This is a genomic window from Isoptericola sp. NPDC057653 (assembly GCF_042799955.1).
Lineage (GTDB): Bacteria > Actinomycetota > Actinomycetes > Actinomycetales > Cellulomonadaceae > Isoptericola.
Genome location: NZ_JBHVHP010000001.1, coordinates 2,374,604 through 2,391,963, shown reverse-complemented (window position 1 = coordinate 2,391,963; position 17,360 = coordinate 2,374,604). Strand labels below are relative to the sequence as shown.

Below are 17,360 nucleotides of genomic sequence, written 5' to 3'. Positions count from 1 at the left end.
TCCCGAGGCGGCTCCCGCCCCGACCGCCGGTCCGGCCGACGCCACCCAGCATCCACCGACGCACCGACACTCCCGGACGGCGAGGTGCCGATCGACACGGGCACGGCCCGCGTCGAGCGCGACCCCGACCACCCGGACCGCGTGACGCTGCACGTCAACGGCGTGCCGAGCTCCGCCCTCGACCTCGCCGACCCCGGCTTCCTGTCCTTCGAGTACATGCAGCAGATGGCCGCGGTGCTGGCCGGCCTGCCCGCCGGCCCGCTGCGCGTGCTGCACCTCGGCGCGGCCGGGTGCGCGCTGGCCCGGTACGTCGAGCACGAGCGCCCGGACTCGCGCCAGCTCGGCGTCGACGTCGACGCCCGGCTCCTCGAGCTCGTCCGCGGCTGGTTCGCGCTGCCGCGGGCGCCCCGGCTGCGGCTGCGGGCGGACGACGCGGGCCACGCCCTCGCCTCCCTGGCGCCGGGGTCGTTCGACGTCGTCGTGCGCGACGTCTTCGCCGGGGACCGCACCCCCGACCACCTGGCCGACGCCGGCTTCGCCGCCGCCGCGCACCGCGTGCTGCGGCCCGGAGGCGTGCTGCTGGCGAACTGCGCGGACCGACCGCCGCTGCACCTCGCACGCCGCGAGGTCGGCCACCTGGCCGCCGCGTTCGGCCCCGACGCGATGGAGGACGGCCGGCTCGGCGTGCTCGCCGAGCACGCCATCCTCAAGGGGCGCCGCTACGGCAACGTGGTCCTCGTGGCCGTGCGGTCCGTGCCCGACGGCGAGACCACGGACGGCGAGGACGGCGACGGCACCGGCGGAGCACCTCCGACGCCGCTCGACCTGGACGACGCCGCGCTCGCGCGCCGCCTGCGCAGCCTGCCCGTCCCCGCACGGCTCCTGGTCGGGGACGAGCTGGCGCGGTTCGCCGGCGCCTGAACCTCCCGGCGCACGACGACGGCCGCGCCCCGCCGTCGGGACGCGGCCGTCGTCAGACGAGCCGGGGACTCAGAGCGGGACGACCTGCTCCGCCTGCGGACCCTTGGGACCCTGGGTGATCTCGAACTCGACCCGCTGGGCCTCCTCCAGGGAGCGGTACCCCTGCGACTGGATCGCGGAGTAGTGCACGAAGACGTCGGCGCCGCCGTCGTCCTGTGCGATGAAGCCGAAGCCCTTCTCGGAGTTGAACCACTTCACAGAACCTTGCGCCATGCTGATCCTTCGACCTTCCGTCACGCGGTCACGGGCACACCGGGCGGCCACCCGTCGCCGCACAGGCCCCCGCCGCGATCCGGCGGGGAACGCCTCTGCAACGCGGTCAGTGTGGCATGGACCACACCGACGTGCCACGGATATGCCGCGGATGCCGCGGAACGCCGATTGCGGGCGTCAGTCGTCGTCCTGCTGGGCCAGGAACCGCTCGAACTCCGCGCCGAGCTCCTCCGCCGTGGGCAGCGGCGCCTGCTCGGCGAGCAGGCTCGGGCGCCCCACCGACCGCGTGAACGCGTCGTACTGCTCCTCGAGCGCCCTGACGACGGCCTTGACCTCGGTGGACTCGCCCACCTGCTTCTCGACCTCGATGGTCGCGTCGGCCGCGGCCTCGGACAGGAGGCCGGTCGCCAGGTCCAGGCCCGTGGCGCGCTCCACGTGCCGCAGCGCCACCACCGCCGCCGGGGCGTAACGGGACTGCGCCAGGTAGTGCGGCACGTGCACGGTGAAGCCGATCGCGTCGTGCCCCGCCTCGCCGAGGCGGTACTCGAGCAGCGCCGCCAGCGAGCCCGGGACGCGCACCGTCCCGAAGAACGACGTGTAGTCCTCGACCAGCCCCGGGCGCGTGCCGTGCGCCGTCAACGACAGCGGGCGGGTGTGCGGCACGCCCATCGGGATGCCGTGGAAGCCGACCGTCAGGGAGACGTCGAACCGCTCGACGAGCCCCTTCACCGCCGCGACGACGCGCTCCCACTGCAGGTCCGGCTCGGACCCGTGCAGCAGGAGGAAGCCGGTGCCCTCGCGGTCCGCCACGTGGTCGATCACCAGGAACGGCTCGTCGTAGGACGACCACCGGTCGGCGTCGAACGTCATGCCGACCCGCTTGGAGCGGTAGTCCAGCAGCCGGTCGACGTCGAAGGTCACGAGGCGGGTGGTGGTCAGCTCGTCGGTGACGTGCTCCACGGCGACCTCCGCCGCGGAGCCGGCGTCGACGAACCCGTCGAGGGCGTGCAGCAGCACGGGTCCGTCGGCGGTCGGCGGGGCGTCGGGCCCACGGCGGGGCAGGACGCGCTCGACGGCGGCCTCGTCGACCTCGTAGATGCTCTGCGGGTCCAGCAACGGTCTCCTCCTCGGGTTCCGGCTCACGCCGGCGGGCTCGCACCCGCACGAGTCACAACCGTCCCGCCGCCAGGATCCTTCCCGTCCGCCGGGGTCGACCTCAACGGCGCGGGAGGCGCACCACCGTGACGAAGAAGTCGTCGATCTGGCGGACCACCTGGATGAACCGGTCGAAGTCCACGGGCTTGGTCACGTACGCGTTCGCGTGCAGCGAGTACGAGCGCAGGACGTCCTCCTCCGCCTCCGAGGTCGTGAGCACGACCACCGGGATGTGCTTGAGCCGCTCGTCGGCCTTGACGGCGGCGAGCACCTCGCGGCCGTCCATCCGCGGCAGGTTGAGGTCGAGCAGGATCAGGTCCGGCGTGGCGGCGTCCGCGTGCTCGCCCTCCTTGCGCAGGTACGCCATCGCGCTCACGCCGTCGGCGACCACCGAGAGCCGGTTGACGACCTTGTGCTCCTCGAACGCCTCGCGCGTCATGAGCACGTCGCCCGGGTCGTCCTCGACGAGGAGGACCTCGATACCCGCCTGCTGGTCCGCCATCGCCACTCCTCGCCGTCGTCGAGCTCCCCGGTCGGGGCGCACTCCAGGTGCGTCGTCGCAGGTCAGCGACGTGCCCCGAGCCTAACCGACGACGGCGCCGGTCGCCTCGTCACCGTGGGGCAGGGTCCAGCGGACAGTGGTCCCGCCGGCCTCCGACGGCTCAAGCCAGACGCTCCCGCCGTGGTGCTCGACCACCCGCTTGACCAGGGCGAGCCCGATGCCGGTGCCCGTGTAGACGTCCTTGGGGTGCAGCCGCTGGAAGATGACGAAGACGCGGTCCGCGTACTGCGGGTCGATCCCGATCCCGTTGTCCGCGCAGGAGATCTCCCAGCCCGCCTCGGGGCCGGGCAGGCGGCGCGCCGACACGTGGATGCGCGGAGGCCGCTCCGGGTCGCGGAACTTCACCGCGTTGCCCACCACGTTGGTCAGCAGCATCGCCAGCAGCGCCCGCTCGCCGTGCACCACCGGCAGCGGGTCGTGGGTGACCTCCGCACCCGCCTCGGCGATGCGCTCGCCCAGGTCGTGCCGCACCTGCTCGAGGATCTGCCCGAGGTCGACGTCCTCCTTCGGACCGCCCGAGCGCCCCACGCGCGAGAAGCTCAGCAGGTCCTGGATGAGCCGCTGCATGCGCAGCGCACCGTCGACGGCGAACGCGATGTACTGGTCGGCCCGGTCGTCCAGCTGCTCGCCGTACCGCTTCTGCAGCAGCTGGGTGAAGCTCGCGACCTTGCGCAGCGGCTCCTGCAGGTCGTGCGACGCGACGTAGGCGAACTGCTCCAGGTCGCGGTTCGAGCGCGCGAGCTCCTGGTTGGACCGGGCCAGCTCCCGCGCCTGCTGGGCGAGCTGCGCGTGCGTGCGCTCCGTCTCCTCGTGCGACGCGCGCACCTCCGCCACCTGCGCCACCAGCTCCCGCCGCATGTGCTCGACGTCCGCCGCGAGCGCCGCGACCTCGCCCGTGCCCTCGACCCGGATCTCGTGGTCGTGCGCCCCGGAGGCCGCGGCCCGCACGGAGTCCGCCAGCCGCGCGAGCGGCCGCGTCACCCCGCGCTGCAGGGCGCGCCACATGAACCAGCCCATGAGCACCACGAGCAGCACCAGGACGAGGACCACCACGAGCAGGGCACGGTTCCAGGCGTGTGCCGCGTCCATCGCCTCGTCGCCGGCCCCGACCCGGAGCAGCGAGAGGGACCGCTGGATCGCCACCAGCGCGACGGCGAGGGCGAGGAGCAGCACCGCGCCGACGACGAGCAGCAGCCGCAGGACGATGTCGTGCAGCGGTCGTTCGCGCCTCACGGGCGGGCCCACTCGGCCGAGTCGGCGAGCGTCGAGGACCGCTCGCCCAGGTACGGGGTGTCGCGCCCGGTCCAGCCGAGCACGAGGAGGGCCGCGTCGTCGGTCAGGGGGCCTCCGTGCAGCGCGCGCACGCGGCGCAGCACGCGCTCGACGACGCCGACGATCCCGTGCCGGTCCAGGTCGTCGGCGACGAGGTCGTGCAGCCCGGACTGCCCGAGCCGGGGCACCCGCCGGCGCAGCGGGCCCAGCGGGGCGCCCCCGCCCTGGAGCGCGACGAGCCCGAGCGCGTCCCGGCCGAGCCCGTCCACCGAGGGCTCCCCCGTGACCGGGTCGGCCGCGAGCTGCGGCGCGCCCACGTTCACCTCGGCCTCGACGAGCCCGTCGGTGTACAGCATGAGCGCGAACGGTCCGTCGAGGTCGATGCGGCGCGGGTGCCACCCGCCCTCGACGGGCACGCCCAGAGCGCGCCCGCGGCCGGTGGGCGCCAGCAGCTCGCAGCTCAGGTCCCCCACCGGCCCCGTGATGAGGAGGGGCGGCAGGTGCCCCGCCAGGTAGAGGTCGACGCCCGACCGGTCGGGCGTCACCACCACCTGGGCCAGGGTCACGAAGACCTCCGGGCGGGCCCGCTCCGTGAGGAGCACCCGCTCCAGCTGCTCGAGGACGTGCTCGGGCGGGGTCCCGGTCAGCACGAGCGTGCGCCAGGCCGTGCGGAGCGTGGCCCCGAGGGCCGCCTCGTCGGGTCCGTGCCCGGCGACGTCCCCGACCACGGACAGCACGCTCCCGTCCGGCCGCTCCACCGTGTCGAAGAAGTCGCCGCCGAGCAGGCCGCCGCCGCCCGGCAGGTACCCCACCATGACCGAGACGCGCTCGTCGCCCACGAGCGGGTTGGGCAGCAGCGCGCGCTCCAGCCGCGCCGTCTCCTCCGCCCGGACCGCGCTGCGGTACAGCGCGCGCTGCTGCGCGGCGGACCGGCGGCGCTGCAGCGCGTAGCGCAGCGACCGGCCGAGCAGCCCGGCGTCGGTCTCGCCCTTGACCAGGTAGTCGTCGGCGCCCGCGGCGACGGCCTGCAGCCCCTGGTCGCCCCCGGTGAGGCCGGTGAGCACGACGAGCGCGGGCACGTCGTGCACGCGCTCGGCGACCTCGCGCAGCCGGGACACGGCCGTGAGCCCGACGGCGTCGGGCAGCCCGAGGTCCAGCAGGACGCAGTCGACGCCGGGCGAGCCGCCCGGCCGGGACAGGGCCTCCACGGCCTCGGCGACCGACCGGGCGCGCCGCAGCACGATCGCCACGTCGGCGTCGTCGAGCAGCTCCGTGACGAGCAGCGCGTCCCCGTCGTCGTCCTCGACGAGGAGCACGGTCGCCGTCGCGTCCTCGGCGGGTCCCTCGGACCCTGCTCGCAGGACGTCGCCGCTGCTCATGGGCCAGATCCTAGCCCGGCCGCCCCCGCACGGCCGGAGCCCGGCGCCCCGGCGCGTCGCCTCGCGCCCGGGCCCGCGGCGCGCACGACCGCCCGGACCGTGCACCGAGGAGGCCTCCGCATCTGCAATGATGGTCCGCCGCAAAGGGGCCGCGTCACCCGGTGAGCGCGGCGCAAGGACGCTGGGAGGATGCGTGGCGGGCAGGCACGACGAGCTGGCACGCGAACAGGGTGTCGTCGACACCCTCTACGCCCGACTGGACGAGCTGCGGCGCGCGACGCGCGACCGCCTCGCGGAGGTCCGCCGCTCGGGCCCCTCGGGCTCTCCGCAGAACCGCAGCGAGCGGGACGCGTTCGCGACCCTCTACGAGGACCGGGTCGCGCAGCTCGACGCCGTCGAGGACCGGCTCGCCTTCGGCCGCCTCGACCTCGACGACGGCGGCACGCGGTACGTCGGTCGCATCGGCCTCGCCGACGCCGAGCACCGCTCGCTCCTGACGGACTGGCGCGCGCCCGCCGCGACCCCGTTCTACCGCGCCACGGCGCTGCACCCCGCCGGCGTCCGACGCCGGCGACACCTCGTGACCTCGGGGCGCAGCGTCACCGGCCTGGAGGACGAGGTGCTCGACCTCGACGCCCTGCAGGGGGACGACGGCGAGGAGGGCGGCGGCACGCTCGCGGCCTCGACGCTCTCCGGCGAGGGCGCCCTGCTCGCGTCGCTCGCCGCGCGGCGCACGGGCCGGATGACCGACATCGTCGCGACCATCCAGGGCGAGCAGGACCGGATCATCCGCGCCGAGCTCGCCGGCGCTCTCGTCGTCCAGGGCGGGCCGGGCACCGGCAAGACCGCCGTCGCGCTGCACCGCGCCGCCTACCTGCTGTACGCGCACCGCCGCGTCCTGGAGCGCAGCGGCGTGCTCCTGGTCGGCCCGAGCCGCGCGTTCCTGCGCTACATCGACCAGGTGCTGCCCTCGCTCGGCGAGACCGGCGTGGTCGCGACGACGGTCGGCGAGCTGCTCCCCGGCATCCGTGCCACCGCCGTCGACGACCCCGTCGCCACCGAGATCAAGGGCCGCCTCCTGTGGCGCGACGTCGTCCGCCGCGCCGTGCGCGCCCGCGAGCGCGTCCCCGAGCGCGACGTGCGGTTCCGGCTCGAGGGCTACGACCTCGTCGTGCGCCGGCGCGACGTCCGCGACGCCATCGCCCGCGCCCGCCGCACCCACAAGCCGCACAACGAGGCCCGCGCGTCGTTCGTCCGGGACATGCTCGCCCGCCTCGTCGACCAGTACCGGTCCGCCGCGGACACCGAGCTCGCGCCCGAGGACGTCGCCATGGTCACGGAGGACCTGCGCTCCCACCGCGACGTGCGGGTGGCGCTCAACCTCGCATGGTTCCCGATCTCGCCCGAGAAGCTCGTCGCCGACCTCTTCGCGAAGCCCCACCGGCTCGCGGAGGCCGCCCCCGAGCTGTCCGCCGCCGAGCGCGCCGCCGTGCGCCGCGAGCCCGGCGCGCCGTGGACCGAGGCCGACGTCCCGCTGCTCGACGAGGCCGCCGAGCTGCTCGGCGAGGACGGCTCGATCGCGCGCGCCGAGGCGAAGGCCCGTGCCGCGGAGCGCGCGGCCGAGCTCGAGTACGCCCGCTCGGTGCTCGAGTCCACGGGCGCCGGCGGCGGCCTCGTGGACGCCGAGACCCTGGCGTCCCGCTTCGAGTCGACCGGGCCTCGCCTGACCACCGCGGAGCGCGCGGCCGAGGATCGCACGTGGACCTACGGCCACGTCGTGGTCGACGAGGCGCAGGAGCTCTCCCCCATGGCGTGGCGCATGCTCGTGCGTCGCGTGCCGACCCGCTCGATGACGATCGTCGGCGACGTCGCGCAGACGTCGTCGGCCGCCGGCGCGCGGTCGTGGGGCCAGGCCCTCGACCCCGTGCTGGGCGGCTCCTGGCGCCTCGAGGAGCTCACCGTCAGCTACCGCACGCCGGCCGCCGTCGCCGACGCCGCTCAGCGCATGGCCGCGGCGGCGGGGCTACCCACCTCGCCGCTCACGGCGGCCCGCGAGGTGCCCGGCGCGCTCAAGCTCGCCCGCGTCACGCCGTCCGGCCCCGCGCGGCCCGCCCTCGTCCAGGAGGTGCGCGACCAGGTGGCCGCGCTGGCCGCCCGGTTCGTGGGATCGGACGGCGCCGGGCGGGTCGCGGTGGTGGCCGCGGCCGACGAGGTCGACGCGCTCCGCGCGATCGTCGCGGAGGTGCTCCCCGGCGCGCTCGGGCGCGCGGAGGCGGACCGCCTGCGCGCGCAGCGCCCCGAGGACGCGCAGGTGGTCGTGCTCGACCCGCGGGAGACCAAGGGCCTCGAGTTCGACGCCGTCGTCCTCGTCGAGCCGGTGGCCGTCACCGGGGGGCCCGGTGGCGCCTCCGACCTCTACGTGGCGATGACGCGGCCCACCCAGCGCCTCGTCGTGGTGCACGAGCAGCCGCTGCCCGCGGGGATCGTCGAGCTCGCCGCGGCGTGAGACGCGTTTGTGGGGGCGGGCCCGCACGGCGCACCATGGCCTCGTGCTGCGAGCCCTCCTTCTCGAGAACGTCCACCCCGTCGCTGCCCAGAATCTTCGTGATGCGGGCATCGAGGTCGTCACGCGCTCCGGCGCGCTCGACGAGGCCGAGCTGATCGAGTCCCTCGCGGACTTCCAGATCCTCGGCATCCGTTCCAAGACCACCGTGACCCGCAAGGTCCTGGAGAGCGTCCCCGGCCTGCAGGCCGTCGGCACCTTCTCCATCGGGACCAACCAGATCGACCTCGACGCGGCCGCGGCCCACGGTGTCGCCGTGTTCAACGCGCCCTACTCCAACACGCGCTCGGTGGTGGAGCTCGCGGTGGCGGAGATCATCTCCCTGACCCGCCGCCTCAGCGTGCGGGACAAGGCGCTGCACGACGGCGTGTGGGACAAGACCGCCGACGGCGCGCACGAGGTGCGCGGCCGCACCCTCGGCATCATCGGGTACGGGAACATCGGCTCCCAGCTGTCGGTCCTCGCGGAGAACCTCGGCATGCGGGTCGTCTTCTACGACACCGCCGAGAAGCTCTCGCTGGGCAACGCCCACCGCGTCGAGACGGTCGAGGAGCTCCTCGCCGAGGCCGACGCCGTGACGATCCACGTCGACGGGCGCCCCGGCAACGCCGGCCTCTTCGGCGCCGACCTGTTCGCGGGGATGAAGCCGGGAGCGATCTTCCTCAACCTCTCGCGGGGCTTCGTGGTCGACCTCGAGGCGCTGCGGGAGCACATCCTGTCGGGCCACCTGGGCGGCGCCGCCGTCGACGTCTTCCCGGCCGAGCCGAAGAAGCGCGGCGACGAGTTCACCTCCCCGCTGCGCGGCCTGCCCAACGTCATCCTCACGCCGCACGTCGGCGGCTCCACCGAGGAGGCGCAGGAGGCCATCGGCGAGTTCGTCTCGAAGAAGCTCCGGGACTTCGTGCAGACCGGCTCGACGACCCTCTCGGTCAACCTGCCCAACCTGCAGCTCGCGCACACCGGCGTGGGCCGCATCATGCTGCTGCACCGCAACGTGCCGGGCGTCCTCGCCGCCGTGAACCAGGTCTTCGCGGACCACGGCGCCAACATCGAGGCGCAGATGCTCGCCACCCGCGGCGAGGTCGGCTACGTGGTCACGGACATCTCGGACGTCACGCAGCGCGGCGCCTCCGCGAAGCTGCAGGCCATGCCGTCGACGATCCGGCTGCGCATCCGCGACGCCTTCGAGCGGCCCGAGTTCCCGCCCGGACCGGCCGCGCGCTGACACGAGGCCGACACAGGCCGACACAGGCCGACACACGCCGACACACGCCGAGGGCGTCCCCGGAGACCCGGGGACGCCCTCGCGTGGTCGTGGGACCGGACTGCTCAGCCGGACTTGCGGCGGAACATCTTCTGCACGGGGCCGGAGGTCTCCGAGCCGTGCACCTGCCCGGTGTTGCCGTCCTTGCCGGCGGTCGGGTGGCTGGCGGCGTTCTTCCGCTCCAGCGCCTCCCGGAAGCGCGCCTTCGTGTCCTCGCTGGGCTTGGCGCCCTTGGCGTCGTCCGTCGTCATCACGATCACCTCGTCATCGTCGGGGTGGACGTGCTCGCACGGCAGACCGCGCAGCACCTGGTGCCGACCAGCATGCTCTACCGCCGCGCGTCGCGCCAAGAGCATTGCGCCCGGAGCGGGCACACGGGGCCGCGAACGGTCGCGGAGCCCTGGGTCAGCGCGACGCGTCGCGGCCGACGGTCGCGGGCTCCGCGCCCTCGGTGTCCCCGTCCCGCTCCGCGTCGTCGGCGCGCGCCTCGCGCTCCGCGCGCAGGGAGGTGATCGCGCTCTCGAAGTCCTCGAGGGACTCGAACGACTGGTAGACGCTCGCGAACCGCAGGTAGGCCACCTCGTCCAGCTCGCGCAGCGGCCCCAGGATCGCCAGCCCGACCTCATTCGCCTCGATCTCGGGACGACCCGACGCCCGCAGCGTCTCCTCGACCCGCTGCGCCAGCAGCGCGAGGTCGTCGGAGCTCACGGGCCTGCCCTGGCACGCCTTGCGCACCCCGGCGACGACCTTGTCACGGCTGAACGGCTCGGTGACGCCGGAGCGCTTGGCGACGGACAGGCTCGCCGTCTCGATCGTCGTGAAGCGGCGCTGGCACGCCGGGCACTGCCGCCGTCGGCGGATGGACGAACCGTCGTCGGAGGTGCGCGAGTCGATGACTCGCGAGTCCGCGTGGCGGCAGAACGGGCAGTGCATCGCTGGTCTCCTGCGCTCGGCTCCGGACCGGCGCCCGGCTGCCCGACAAGGTAAGCGGGACGCCGCGCCCGGCGCAAGCAGGGTCCATCCTCGCACCGTCGCCGCCCAGGTCGCGCAGCGCGCGCTCAGTCCTCGGGCAGGAGGACCACCTGACCGGCCTGCAGCTCGGCCGTCGTGAGGCCGTTGAGCTGGCGCAGGTCGGCGACGACGTCACGCAGGTCGTCGCCCGTGTCCCGGACCGAGCGCGCGTACTGCCACAGGGTCTCGCCCGGCTGGACCGTGTGGAGCCGGACCTCCACGCCCGACCCCGGCGCGTCCGCGACGGCGCGCTGGCCCACGAGCCCGGCGGCGACCAGCACGAGCAGGACGAGGGCGGCGATCACGACGCGCCCCCGCCGGCTGAGCCGGAGCCCGCCCAGCCCGAGGAACCCGGGTGCGTCGGTGGTGCTGCGCGGGTTCTGCATCGTCCTGCCTCCGGTTCACGTCGCGTCGTCGCCCGTCGGGCGGCTGCCGTCGAACATCCGTTCGTCGAACACCTGTACGTCGAACTGCTGTACTAGGTGTACCACGTCCCGGCGACACGGTCGAGGGCTGATCGAACAGATGTTTGATGTCGGGCCGGAACTGGCCTAGAGTGACCAGCAGCGCGATGGAAGGTTTGTCGGATTTCATCGGCCCGCCCGCGGGCCGCGCCCCTGCAGGACGGAGAACGCGATGACCAGCGGACGGGACCAGGCCCCGGCGTCCACGACGGTTGCCACGCCGTGGCCGGCGCGGCAGGAGACCCCCGAGGACACGCCTGTCGCCCCCGAGGCCGCGCTCGCGTCGGTGAGCGAGATCGTCCCCTCGGCCGACCGGCTCACCCCGCGCCAGCGGCGCGTCCTCGAGACGATCCGGCGCTCCGTCGAGGACCGCGGGTACCCGCCGACCATGCGGGAGATCGGCGAGGCCGTGGGCCTCGCGAGCCCCTCGTCGGTCAAGCACCAGCTCACCACCCTGGAGCGCAAGGGCTTCCTGCGCCGCGACCCCAACCGGCCGCGCGCGATCGAGGTCGTCGACCCCGAGGCGCCCGCGACGTCGGACGGCGAGGGACAGGTCTCCGCGCCGCGCACGCCGGGATTCGTCGCCGGGTCGGTCGCCGGCTCGGACGCGCAGCCGGCCGAGGCGCCCTCCTACGTCCCGCTCGTGGGCCGGATCGCGGCGGGCGGCCCGATCCTCGCCGAGCAGGTCGTCGAGGACGTCTTCCCCCTGCCCCGCCAGGTCGTCGGCGACGGGGACCTGTTCCTGCTCAAGGTGGCGGGCGACTCGATGGTCGACGCCGCCATCTGCGACGGCGACTGGGTGGTCGTGCGCAGCCAGCCGGTCGCGGAGAACGGCGAGGTCGTCGCCGCGATGATCGACGGCGAGGCGACGGTCAAGACCTTCAAGCAGACCGGCGGCCACACGTGGCTCATGCCGCAGAACGCCGCCTACTCCCCCATCCCGGGCGACGAGGCCCAGGTGCTCGGCCGGGTCGTGGCCGTGCTCCGCAGCCTCTGACGAGACGCCGGACCCCCGGCCCGCACCGGGCCGGGGGTCCGGCGCGTCAGGGGCTCAGAGGCCGAGTCGGCGCTGCACCTCGCGCATGCCCTCGGCCGACGCCCGCAGGCCGGCGACCTCGTCGTCGGACAGCGGGGTGTCGATCGTCTCCGCCACACCGCGCCGGTCGACGAGGGACGGCACGGAGAGGCAGACGTCGCTGATCCCGTAGAAGCCGTCCAGGCGCGACGACACGTTCATCACGCGGTGCTCGTCGTTGAGGACCGCCTCGATGATGCGGGTCGCCGCCAGCCCCACGGCGTAGTTCGTGGCCCCCTTGCCGGCGATGACCCGGTAGGCGGACTCCACCACGTCCGTGGCGATCCGGTGCCGGGCGGGCTCGTCGAGCGGCGGCCGCCCGCGGAAGGGGCGCCAGTCCAGCAGCGGCACCCCGGCGATCGTCGCCGAGCTCCACAGCACGATCTCCGAGTCGCCGTGCTCGCCCGCGATGTTCGCGTGCACGTTGCCGACGGCGACCCCGCAGTGCCGGGCGAGCGCGTCGCGCAGCCGGGAGGAGTCGAGGACGGTGCCGCTGCCGAAGACGCGCTCGCGCGGCAGCCCGCTGATCTCCTGCGCCGCGTACGTCACCACGTCGACGGGGTTCGTCACCATGAGGTAGACCGCGTCCGGGGCGACCTCGAGGAGCTGCGGCAGGATCGTGCGGGTGAGGCCCACGGTCGCCTCGGCCAGGTCCAGGCGACTCTGGCCCGGCTTCTGCTTGGCCCCGGCGGTGACGGCCACGACGTCCGCCCCGCGACACACCTCGACGTCGTCCGAGCCCTCGATCTCCGCCTGCGGGATGAACATGCTCCCGTGCCGCAGGTCGAGGACCTCGGCCTCGACCTTGGCGCGGTTGACGTCCATCAGGGCGACGGAGCGCGCCGCCCCCCGGGCGAGCGCCGCGTACGCGAGGGTGGAACCCACCGCGCCGGCGCCGACGATCGCGAGCTTGGTCGTGCTGCGTGTGCCGTCCACGGGCCCAGGCTAGGTGTCCAGGCGCCGCAGCGCAGCGCGGACCAGCTCGCCGTCGGTGGTGGGCCAGAAGTCCGGCATCGACCGGGTGAGGAACGACCCGTAGCGGGCCGTCGCCAGCCGCGGGTCGAGGACCGCGACGACGCCCCGGTCGTCCCCCGTGCGCACCAGGCGGCCGGCGCCCTGGGCCAGCAACAGCGCCGCGTGCGTGGCGGAGACCTGCATGAACCCGTTGCCGCCCGCCTGCTCGACCGAGCGGGCCCGGGCGGCCTTCACCGGGTCGTCCGGGCGCGGGAACGGGATCCGGTCGACGAGCACCAGCTGGCAGCTGGGCCCGGGGACGTCCACGCCCTGCCAGAGCGACAGGGTGCCGAAGAGGCACGTCGCCGGGTCGTCGGCGAACGCCTTCACCAGGGTGGGCAGCTGGTCGTCGCCCTGGCACAGGATCGGCACGTCGAGCCGCTCACGCATCGCCTCGGCCGCGGCGAGCGCCGCGCGCCGGGAGGAGAACAGCCCGAGGGTGCGGCCGCCGGCGGCCTCGATGAGGCCCGCGATCTCGTCGAGCTGGGCGTCGGTGGTCGGCTCGCGGCCCGGGGCGGGCAGGTGCCGGGCGACGTAGAGGATCCCCTGGCGCGGGTAGTCGAACGGGCTGCCCACGTCGAGACCGGTCCAGTCGGCCGTCTCGCCCGTGCCGCCCGAGCCCGCCAGGCCCAGGGACCGCGCCACCGGGTCGAAGGTGCCGCCGAGGGCGAGGGTCGCGGAGGTGAAGACGCCCGTGGCCTCCCCGAGCAGGTGCGTGCGGATGAGGCCCGCCACCGCCAGCGGCGCCGCGTGCAGCCGGGTGACACCGTCGCCGGCCCAGGGGGCGTTCTCGGGCGGCCGGGAGCACCACAGGACGTCCGCCGTCGTGTCCTCCGCCGCCATCCGCTCCGCGACCTCGAAGAGCTGCAGCACGGCGGACTGCGCCATCTTCATCCCCGCGTCCGGCGCGGCCTGGCCCTTGGGCTCCCCCGCGGGCTTGAGCCGGGTGAGGAGCTCCCGCGCGGCGTCGCGCACGGCGGCGACGGCGACGCGCAGGTCGTCGGGCAGGCCCTGGGGGAAGCGCTCCGCCGGGGCGGTGGCGAGCAGCGTGCCGAGCTGCTGGGACGCCGCGTCGAGCGCCGAGGTCTCGGTGCCCCCGTGGCGGCGCGCGAGGCGCGCGGCGTGCTCCACCACGGTCAGCGAGAGGTCGACGGTGGCGGCCGCGGTCACGCGCTCCGCGAGCTCGTGGGCCTCGTCGACGACGACCGCGTCGTGCTCGGGCAGTACGCCGGGGCTCCCAGAGACGGCGATGCCGAGCATCGCGTGGTTGGTCACGACGACGTCGGCCTCGCGCGCCGCGGCGCGGGCGTGCTCGGGGAAGCACTCCGTCAGCAGGGGGCAGCGGTTGCCGAGGCACTCCAGGGCCGTGACCGACACCTGGCGCCAGGCGCGGTCCGGGACGCCGGGGACGAGGTCGTCGCGGTCGCCGGTGTCGGTCTCGTCCGCCCAGGCGTGCAGCCGCCGCACGTGGTCGGCGAGGCTCGCGGCGTCGTCCGCACGACCGCCGCGGCCGCGCGACGCGGTGGGCGCGGGGTGCTGCTCGGCACCGGCGCCCTCGCCCGGGCCGGGGTCGGCGGGCAGGTCGAACAGGGTCGCGCCCTCGACCGGGTACCCGCCGGTGACCTTGTGCTTGCACAGGTAGTTGTGCCAGCCCTTGAGCAGCGCCACCTTGGGCGCGCGCGGCAGCTTCGGCCCCACCGCCTCCGCGACCAGGGGCAGGTCGCGCGTCACGACCTGGCGCTGGAGCGCCAGGGTGGCCGTCGAGACGATGACGCGCTTGCCGTCGACGACGGCGTGCCGCACGGCGGGCACCAGGTAGGCGAGCGACTTGCCGGTGCCGGTGCCGGCCTGGACGAGCAGGTGCCGGCCCTCCTCGACGGACTCCGCGACGGCGGCCGCCATCTGGTGCTGCCCGTCGCGCCGGCCGCCGCCGAGCGCCCCCACCGCCAGGTCGAGGAGCTGCTGGGCGTCGGGGGTGTCGGCGGAGGTCACCCGACGATCCTAGGGCGGGTCACCGACCCCCGGACGCCGCGCGCCAAGGACGGGGGACGGCGGCGGACGCCCCCGGAGGGAGCGCCCGCCGCCGGGTGGTCAGCCCGTGACGGCGACGTGCCGCAGCTCCGCCGCGAGGCCCTCGTCGACGCGACCGCGCAGGCGCGTGCCCTCGGCGAGGTGCTCCTCGGCCACGGAGCCGCCGGTCTCGTGCGCGCGGTGCACGAGGTCGCCACGGGAGTACGGCACCACGAGGTCGATCTCGACCTGCGGCTGGGGCAGCTCGGCGGCCACCAGCTCGCGCAGCTCGGCCATGCCCTCGCCCGAGTGGGCGGACACGACGACGCTGTGCCGCTCGCGACGCTGTACGCGACCGACCACGGCCGGGTCGGCGACGTCGGCCTTGTTCAGCACCACGACCTCGCGCACGTCGGCGATGCCGGGGATCTCGGCCAGCACCTCGCGGACCGCGGCGATCTGCCCCTCGGGGTCCGGGTGGGAGACGTCGACCACGTGCAGGAGCAGCGCGGCGTCGCCCACCTCCTCGAGGGTGGAGCGGAACGCCTCCACGAGCTGGTGCGGCAGGTGGCGCACGAACCCGACGGTGTCGGTGAGGGTGTACGGGCGCCCGTCCTCGGTGCGCGCCCTGCGGACGGTCGGGTCCAGCGTGGCGAACAGGGCGTTCTCCACGAGGACGCCGGCGTCGGTCATCGCGTTGAGCAGCGACGACTTGCCCGCGTTCGTGTAGCCCGCGATCGCGACGTTCGGCACGCCGTGCCGCTTGCGGTCCAGCCGCTTGGTCTCGCGCCCGGGCGCCATCGCCGCGATCTCGCGGCGCAGCTTGGCCATCCGGTTGCGGATCCGCCGGCGGTCCAGCTCGATCTTCGTCTCACCGGGGCCGCGGGAGCCCATGCCGGCGCCCTGTCCGCCCACCTGGCCGCCGGCCTGGCGGGACATCGAGTCGCCCCAGCCGCGCAGGCGCGGGAGCAGGTACTCGAGCTGCGCGAGCTCGACCTGCGCCTTGCCCTCACGCGACTTGGCGTGCTGGGCGAAGATGTCGAGGATCAGGGCGGTCCGGTCGACGACCTTCACCTTGACGATGTCCTCGAGCGCGCGCCGCTGGGAGGGCGCCAGTTCGGTGTCCGCGACGACCGTGTCGGCGCCCACGGCGGCGACGACCTCGGCCAGCTCGGCCGCCTTGCCGGACCCGAGGTAGGTACCCGGGTCGGGCTTCTGCCGGCGCTGCAGCAGGCCGTCGAGGACCTGCGAGCCTGCCGTCTCCGCGAGGGCCGCGAGCTCGCGGAGCGAGACCTCGGCGTCACGGGCGGCGGCCTCGCCGCCGGAGTACAGGCCGACGAGGACGACGCGCTCCAGGCGCAGCTGCCGGTACTCGACCTCGGTGACGTCCTCGAGCTCCGTGGAGAGCCCGCCGACGCGGCGCAGCGAGATCCGCTCCTCCAGGTCGAGCTGGTCGCCGTCGTGCGTCGTGTGCACCGTGGCGCCCTCGGCGCGCGCCGTCCCGGCCCGAGCGAGCACCCGAGCCACGACGTCCTGCGCGATCGCCTGGGCGTCGCGCTCGGCCGCGCGCCGGTCGGCCGCCGTGCTCTCGGCGCCGGAGGTCTCGTCGGCCTGCGGGGTGTCGGGGTTGGTCGGGGTGTGGGTCAAGGTGTGCCTCTCGGGTCGGGATCGACGGCCTGGCCGTCCTTCTGCTCCAACAAGGGTCCCACGCGAGATCGTCCCGGCGGAGAGAATTTCGTGGGTCCGGGCCGCGGGCGACCTAGGATCGGCGGGTGACCGAGCAGCCCGACCACTACTTCACCGCCCGCCCGGCCTCCGACGCCGAGCGCCGCCGCGCCGTCGTCCGGCTGGCCGGCCAGGACGTGGAGGTGGACGTCGCGGGCGGGGTCTTCTCCCCCGGGGGCGTGGACAAGGGCACCCAGGTGCTGCTGCGCGAGGTGCCGGTGCCGCCGGCGACCGGCGACCTCCTCGACCTCGGCTGCGGCTGGGGCCCGATCGCCCTCACGATGGCGCTGACCTCGCCCGACGCGACCGTCTGGGCGGTGGACGTCAACGAGCGGGCGCTCGACCTGCTGCGCTCGACGGCGGACCGGCTCGGCCTGGAGAACGTCCGCGCGGTGCGCGCGGAGGAGGTCCCGGACGACGTGCGGTTCGCCGCGATCTGGTCGAACCCGCCGATCCGGGTGGGCAAGGCGGTGCTGCACGACCTGATGCGCGCCTGGCTCCCGCGCCTCGCCCCCGAGGCGGAGGCGTGGCTGGTGGTGCAGAAGAACCTGGGCTCGGACTCCCTCGCCCGGTGGATCGAGGACGAGCTCGGGCGCGACGTCGAGCGCACCACGTCCTCGAAGGGGTTCCGCGTCCTGCGGGTCGTCTGACCGACCGCGGGCTCGACGGGTC

At 74.9% G+C, this 17,360-nt stretch carries 16 protein-coding genes; 5 read left to right on the top strand and 11 right to left on the bottom strand.

Annotated elements, in window-relative coordinates; genetic code table 11:
* The first annotated feature begins 84 nt into the window (after positions 1–84).
* Entirely contained in the window at positions 85–921 is an 837-nt protein-coding gene (locus tag ACFU9A_RS10915; RefSeq protein WP_430575237.1) for a spermidine synthase, read from the top strand.
* Between the two features lie 69 nt (positions 922–990).
* Here ACFU9A_RS10915 and ACFU9A_RS10910 read toward each other — a convergent pair whose 3' ends face one another.
* The 5 genes from ACFU9A_RS10910 to ACFU9A_RS10890 all read right to left on the bottom strand — a co-directional run bounded on the left by ACFU9A_RS10910 (position 991) and on the right by ACFU9A_RS10890 (position 5,562).
* Positions 991–1,194 (bottom strand): cold-shock protein, encoded by a 204-nt coding sequence (locus ACFU9A_RS10910; RefSeq protein ID WP_079576248.1) that lies wholly within the window; start codon positions 1,192–1,194, stop codon positions 991–993.
* A gap of 177 nt (positions 1,195–1,371) precedes the next feature.
* Positions 1,372–2,310 carry a proteasome assembly chaperone family protein gene (locus ACFU9A_RS10905; protein ID WP_430575236.1) on the bottom strand — a complete coding sequence of 313 codons (939 nt, stop codon included), beginning with the start codon at positions 2,308–2,310 and terminating at the stop codon, positions 1,372–1,374.
* Between the two features lie 100 nt (positions 2,311–2,410).
* The gene (locus tag ACFU9A_RS10900; protein ID WP_430575235.1) at positions 2,411–2,851 is read right to left on the bottom strand and encodes a response regulator; all 441 of its coding nucleotides are present in this window, start codon (positions 2,849–2,851) and stop codon (positions 2,411–2,413) included.
* A gap of 81 nt (positions 2,852–2,932) precedes the next feature.
* The gene (locus ACFU9A_RS10895) at positions 2,933–4,144 is read right to left on the bottom strand and encodes an ATP-binding protein (RefSeq protein WP_430575234.1); all 1,212 of its coding nucleotides are present in this window, start codon (positions 4,142–4,144) and stop codon (positions 2,933–2,935) included.
* Positions 4,141–5,562, bottom strand: a complete 1,422-nt coding sequence (locus ACFU9A_RS10890; protein ID WP_430575233.1) for a PP2C family protein-serine/threonine phosphatase — start codon at positions 5,560–5,562, stop codon at positions 4,141–4,143. The genes ACFU9A_RS10895 and ACFU9A_RS10890 overlap by 4 nt, the downstream gene beginning before the upstream one ends.
* A gap of 193 nt (positions 5,563–5,755) precedes the next feature.
* Between ACFU9A_RS10890 and ACFU9A_RS10885 the strand changes: the two genes are divergently transcribed.
* Positions 5,756–8,068, top strand: coding sequence for a HelD family protein (locus tag ACFU9A_RS10885; RefSeq protein ID WP_430575232.1), 2,313 nt, complete (start codon positions 5,756–5,758; stop codon positions 8,066–8,068).
* 43 nt (positions 8,069–8,111) lie between these two features.
* A complete protein-coding gene (gene serA, locus ACFU9A_RS10880) occupies positions 8,112–9,350 on the top strand; it encodes a phosphoglycerate dehydrogenase (RefSeq protein ID WP_430575231.1) in 1,239 nt (412 codons plus the stop codon).
* A 104-nt stretch (positions 9,351–9,454) separates the two neighbouring features.
* On the opposite strand, the gene ACFU9A_RS10875 is transcribed toward serA, so the two are convergent.
* The 3 genes from ACFU9A_RS10875 to ACFU9A_RS10865 all read right to left on the bottom strand — a co-directional run bounded on the left by ACFU9A_RS10875 (position 9,455) and on the right by ACFU9A_RS10865 (position 10,786).
* Complete coding sequence (locus ACFU9A_RS10875) at positions 9,455–9,640, bottom strand: DUF5302 domain-containing protein (RefSeq protein ID WP_430575230.1); 186 nt, start codon at positions 9,638–9,640, stop codon at positions 9,455–9,457.
* A 154-nt stretch (positions 9,641–9,794) separates the two neighbouring features.
* Complete coding sequence (gene nrdR / locus ACFU9A_RS10870; RefSeq protein WP_430575229.1) at positions 9,795–10,322, bottom strand: transcriptional regulator NrdR; 528 nt, start codon at positions 10,320–10,322, stop codon at positions 9,795–9,797.
* Between the two features lie 125 nt (positions 10,323–10,447).
* The gene (locus tag ACFU9A_RS10865) at positions 10,448–10,786 is read right to left on the bottom strand and encodes a LysM peptidoglycan-binding domain-containing protein (RefSeq protein ID WP_430575228.1); all 339 of its coding nucleotides are present in this window, start codon (positions 10,784–10,786) and stop codon (positions 10,448–10,450) included.
* 250 nt (positions 10,787–11,036) lie between these two features.
* Here ACFU9A_RS10865 and lexA point away from each other — a divergent pair, with 250 nt between their 5' ends.
* Positions 11,037–11,861, top strand: coding sequence for a transcriptional repressor LexA (lexA, locus tag ACFU9A_RS10860; RefSeq protein WP_430575227.1), 825 nt, complete (start codon positions 11,037–11,039; stop codon positions 11,859–11,861).
* A gap of 54 nt (positions 11,862–11,915) precedes the next feature.
* Here lexA and ACFU9A_RS10855 read toward each other — a convergent pair whose 3' ends face one another.
* The 3 genes from ACFU9A_RS10855 to hflX form a co-directional block, all read right to left on the bottom strand.
* Positions 11,916–12,875 carry an L-lactate dehydrogenase gene (locus ACFU9A_RS10855; protein WP_430575226.1) on the bottom strand — a complete coding sequence of 320 codons (960 nt, stop codon included), beginning with the start codon at positions 12,873–12,875 and terminating at the stop codon, positions 11,916–11,918.
* 9 nt (positions 12,876–12,884) lie between these two features.
* On the bottom strand, positions 12,885–14,945 hold the full coding sequence (locus ACFU9A_RS10850) for an ATP-dependent DNA helicase (protein ID WP_430575225.1): 2,061 nt from the start codon (positions 14,943–14,945) through the stop codon (positions 12,885–12,887).
* Positions 14,946–15,044: 99 nt separating this feature from the next.
* The gene (gene hflX / locus ACFU9A_RS10845) at positions 15,045–16,610 is read right to left on the bottom strand and encodes a GTPase HflX (protein WP_430575224.1); all 1,566 of its coding nucleotides are present in this window, start codon (positions 16,608–16,610) and stop codon (positions 15,045–15,047) included.
* Positions 16,611–16,735: 125 nt separating this feature from the next.
* Between hflX and ACFU9A_RS10840 the strand changes: the two genes are divergently transcribed.
* Entirely contained in the window at positions 16,736–17,338 is a 603-nt protein-coding gene (locus tag ACFU9A_RS10840; protein WP_430575223.1) for a class I SAM-dependent methyltransferase, read from the top strand.
* The last annotated feature ends 22 nt before the right edge of the window (positions 17,339–17,360 follow it).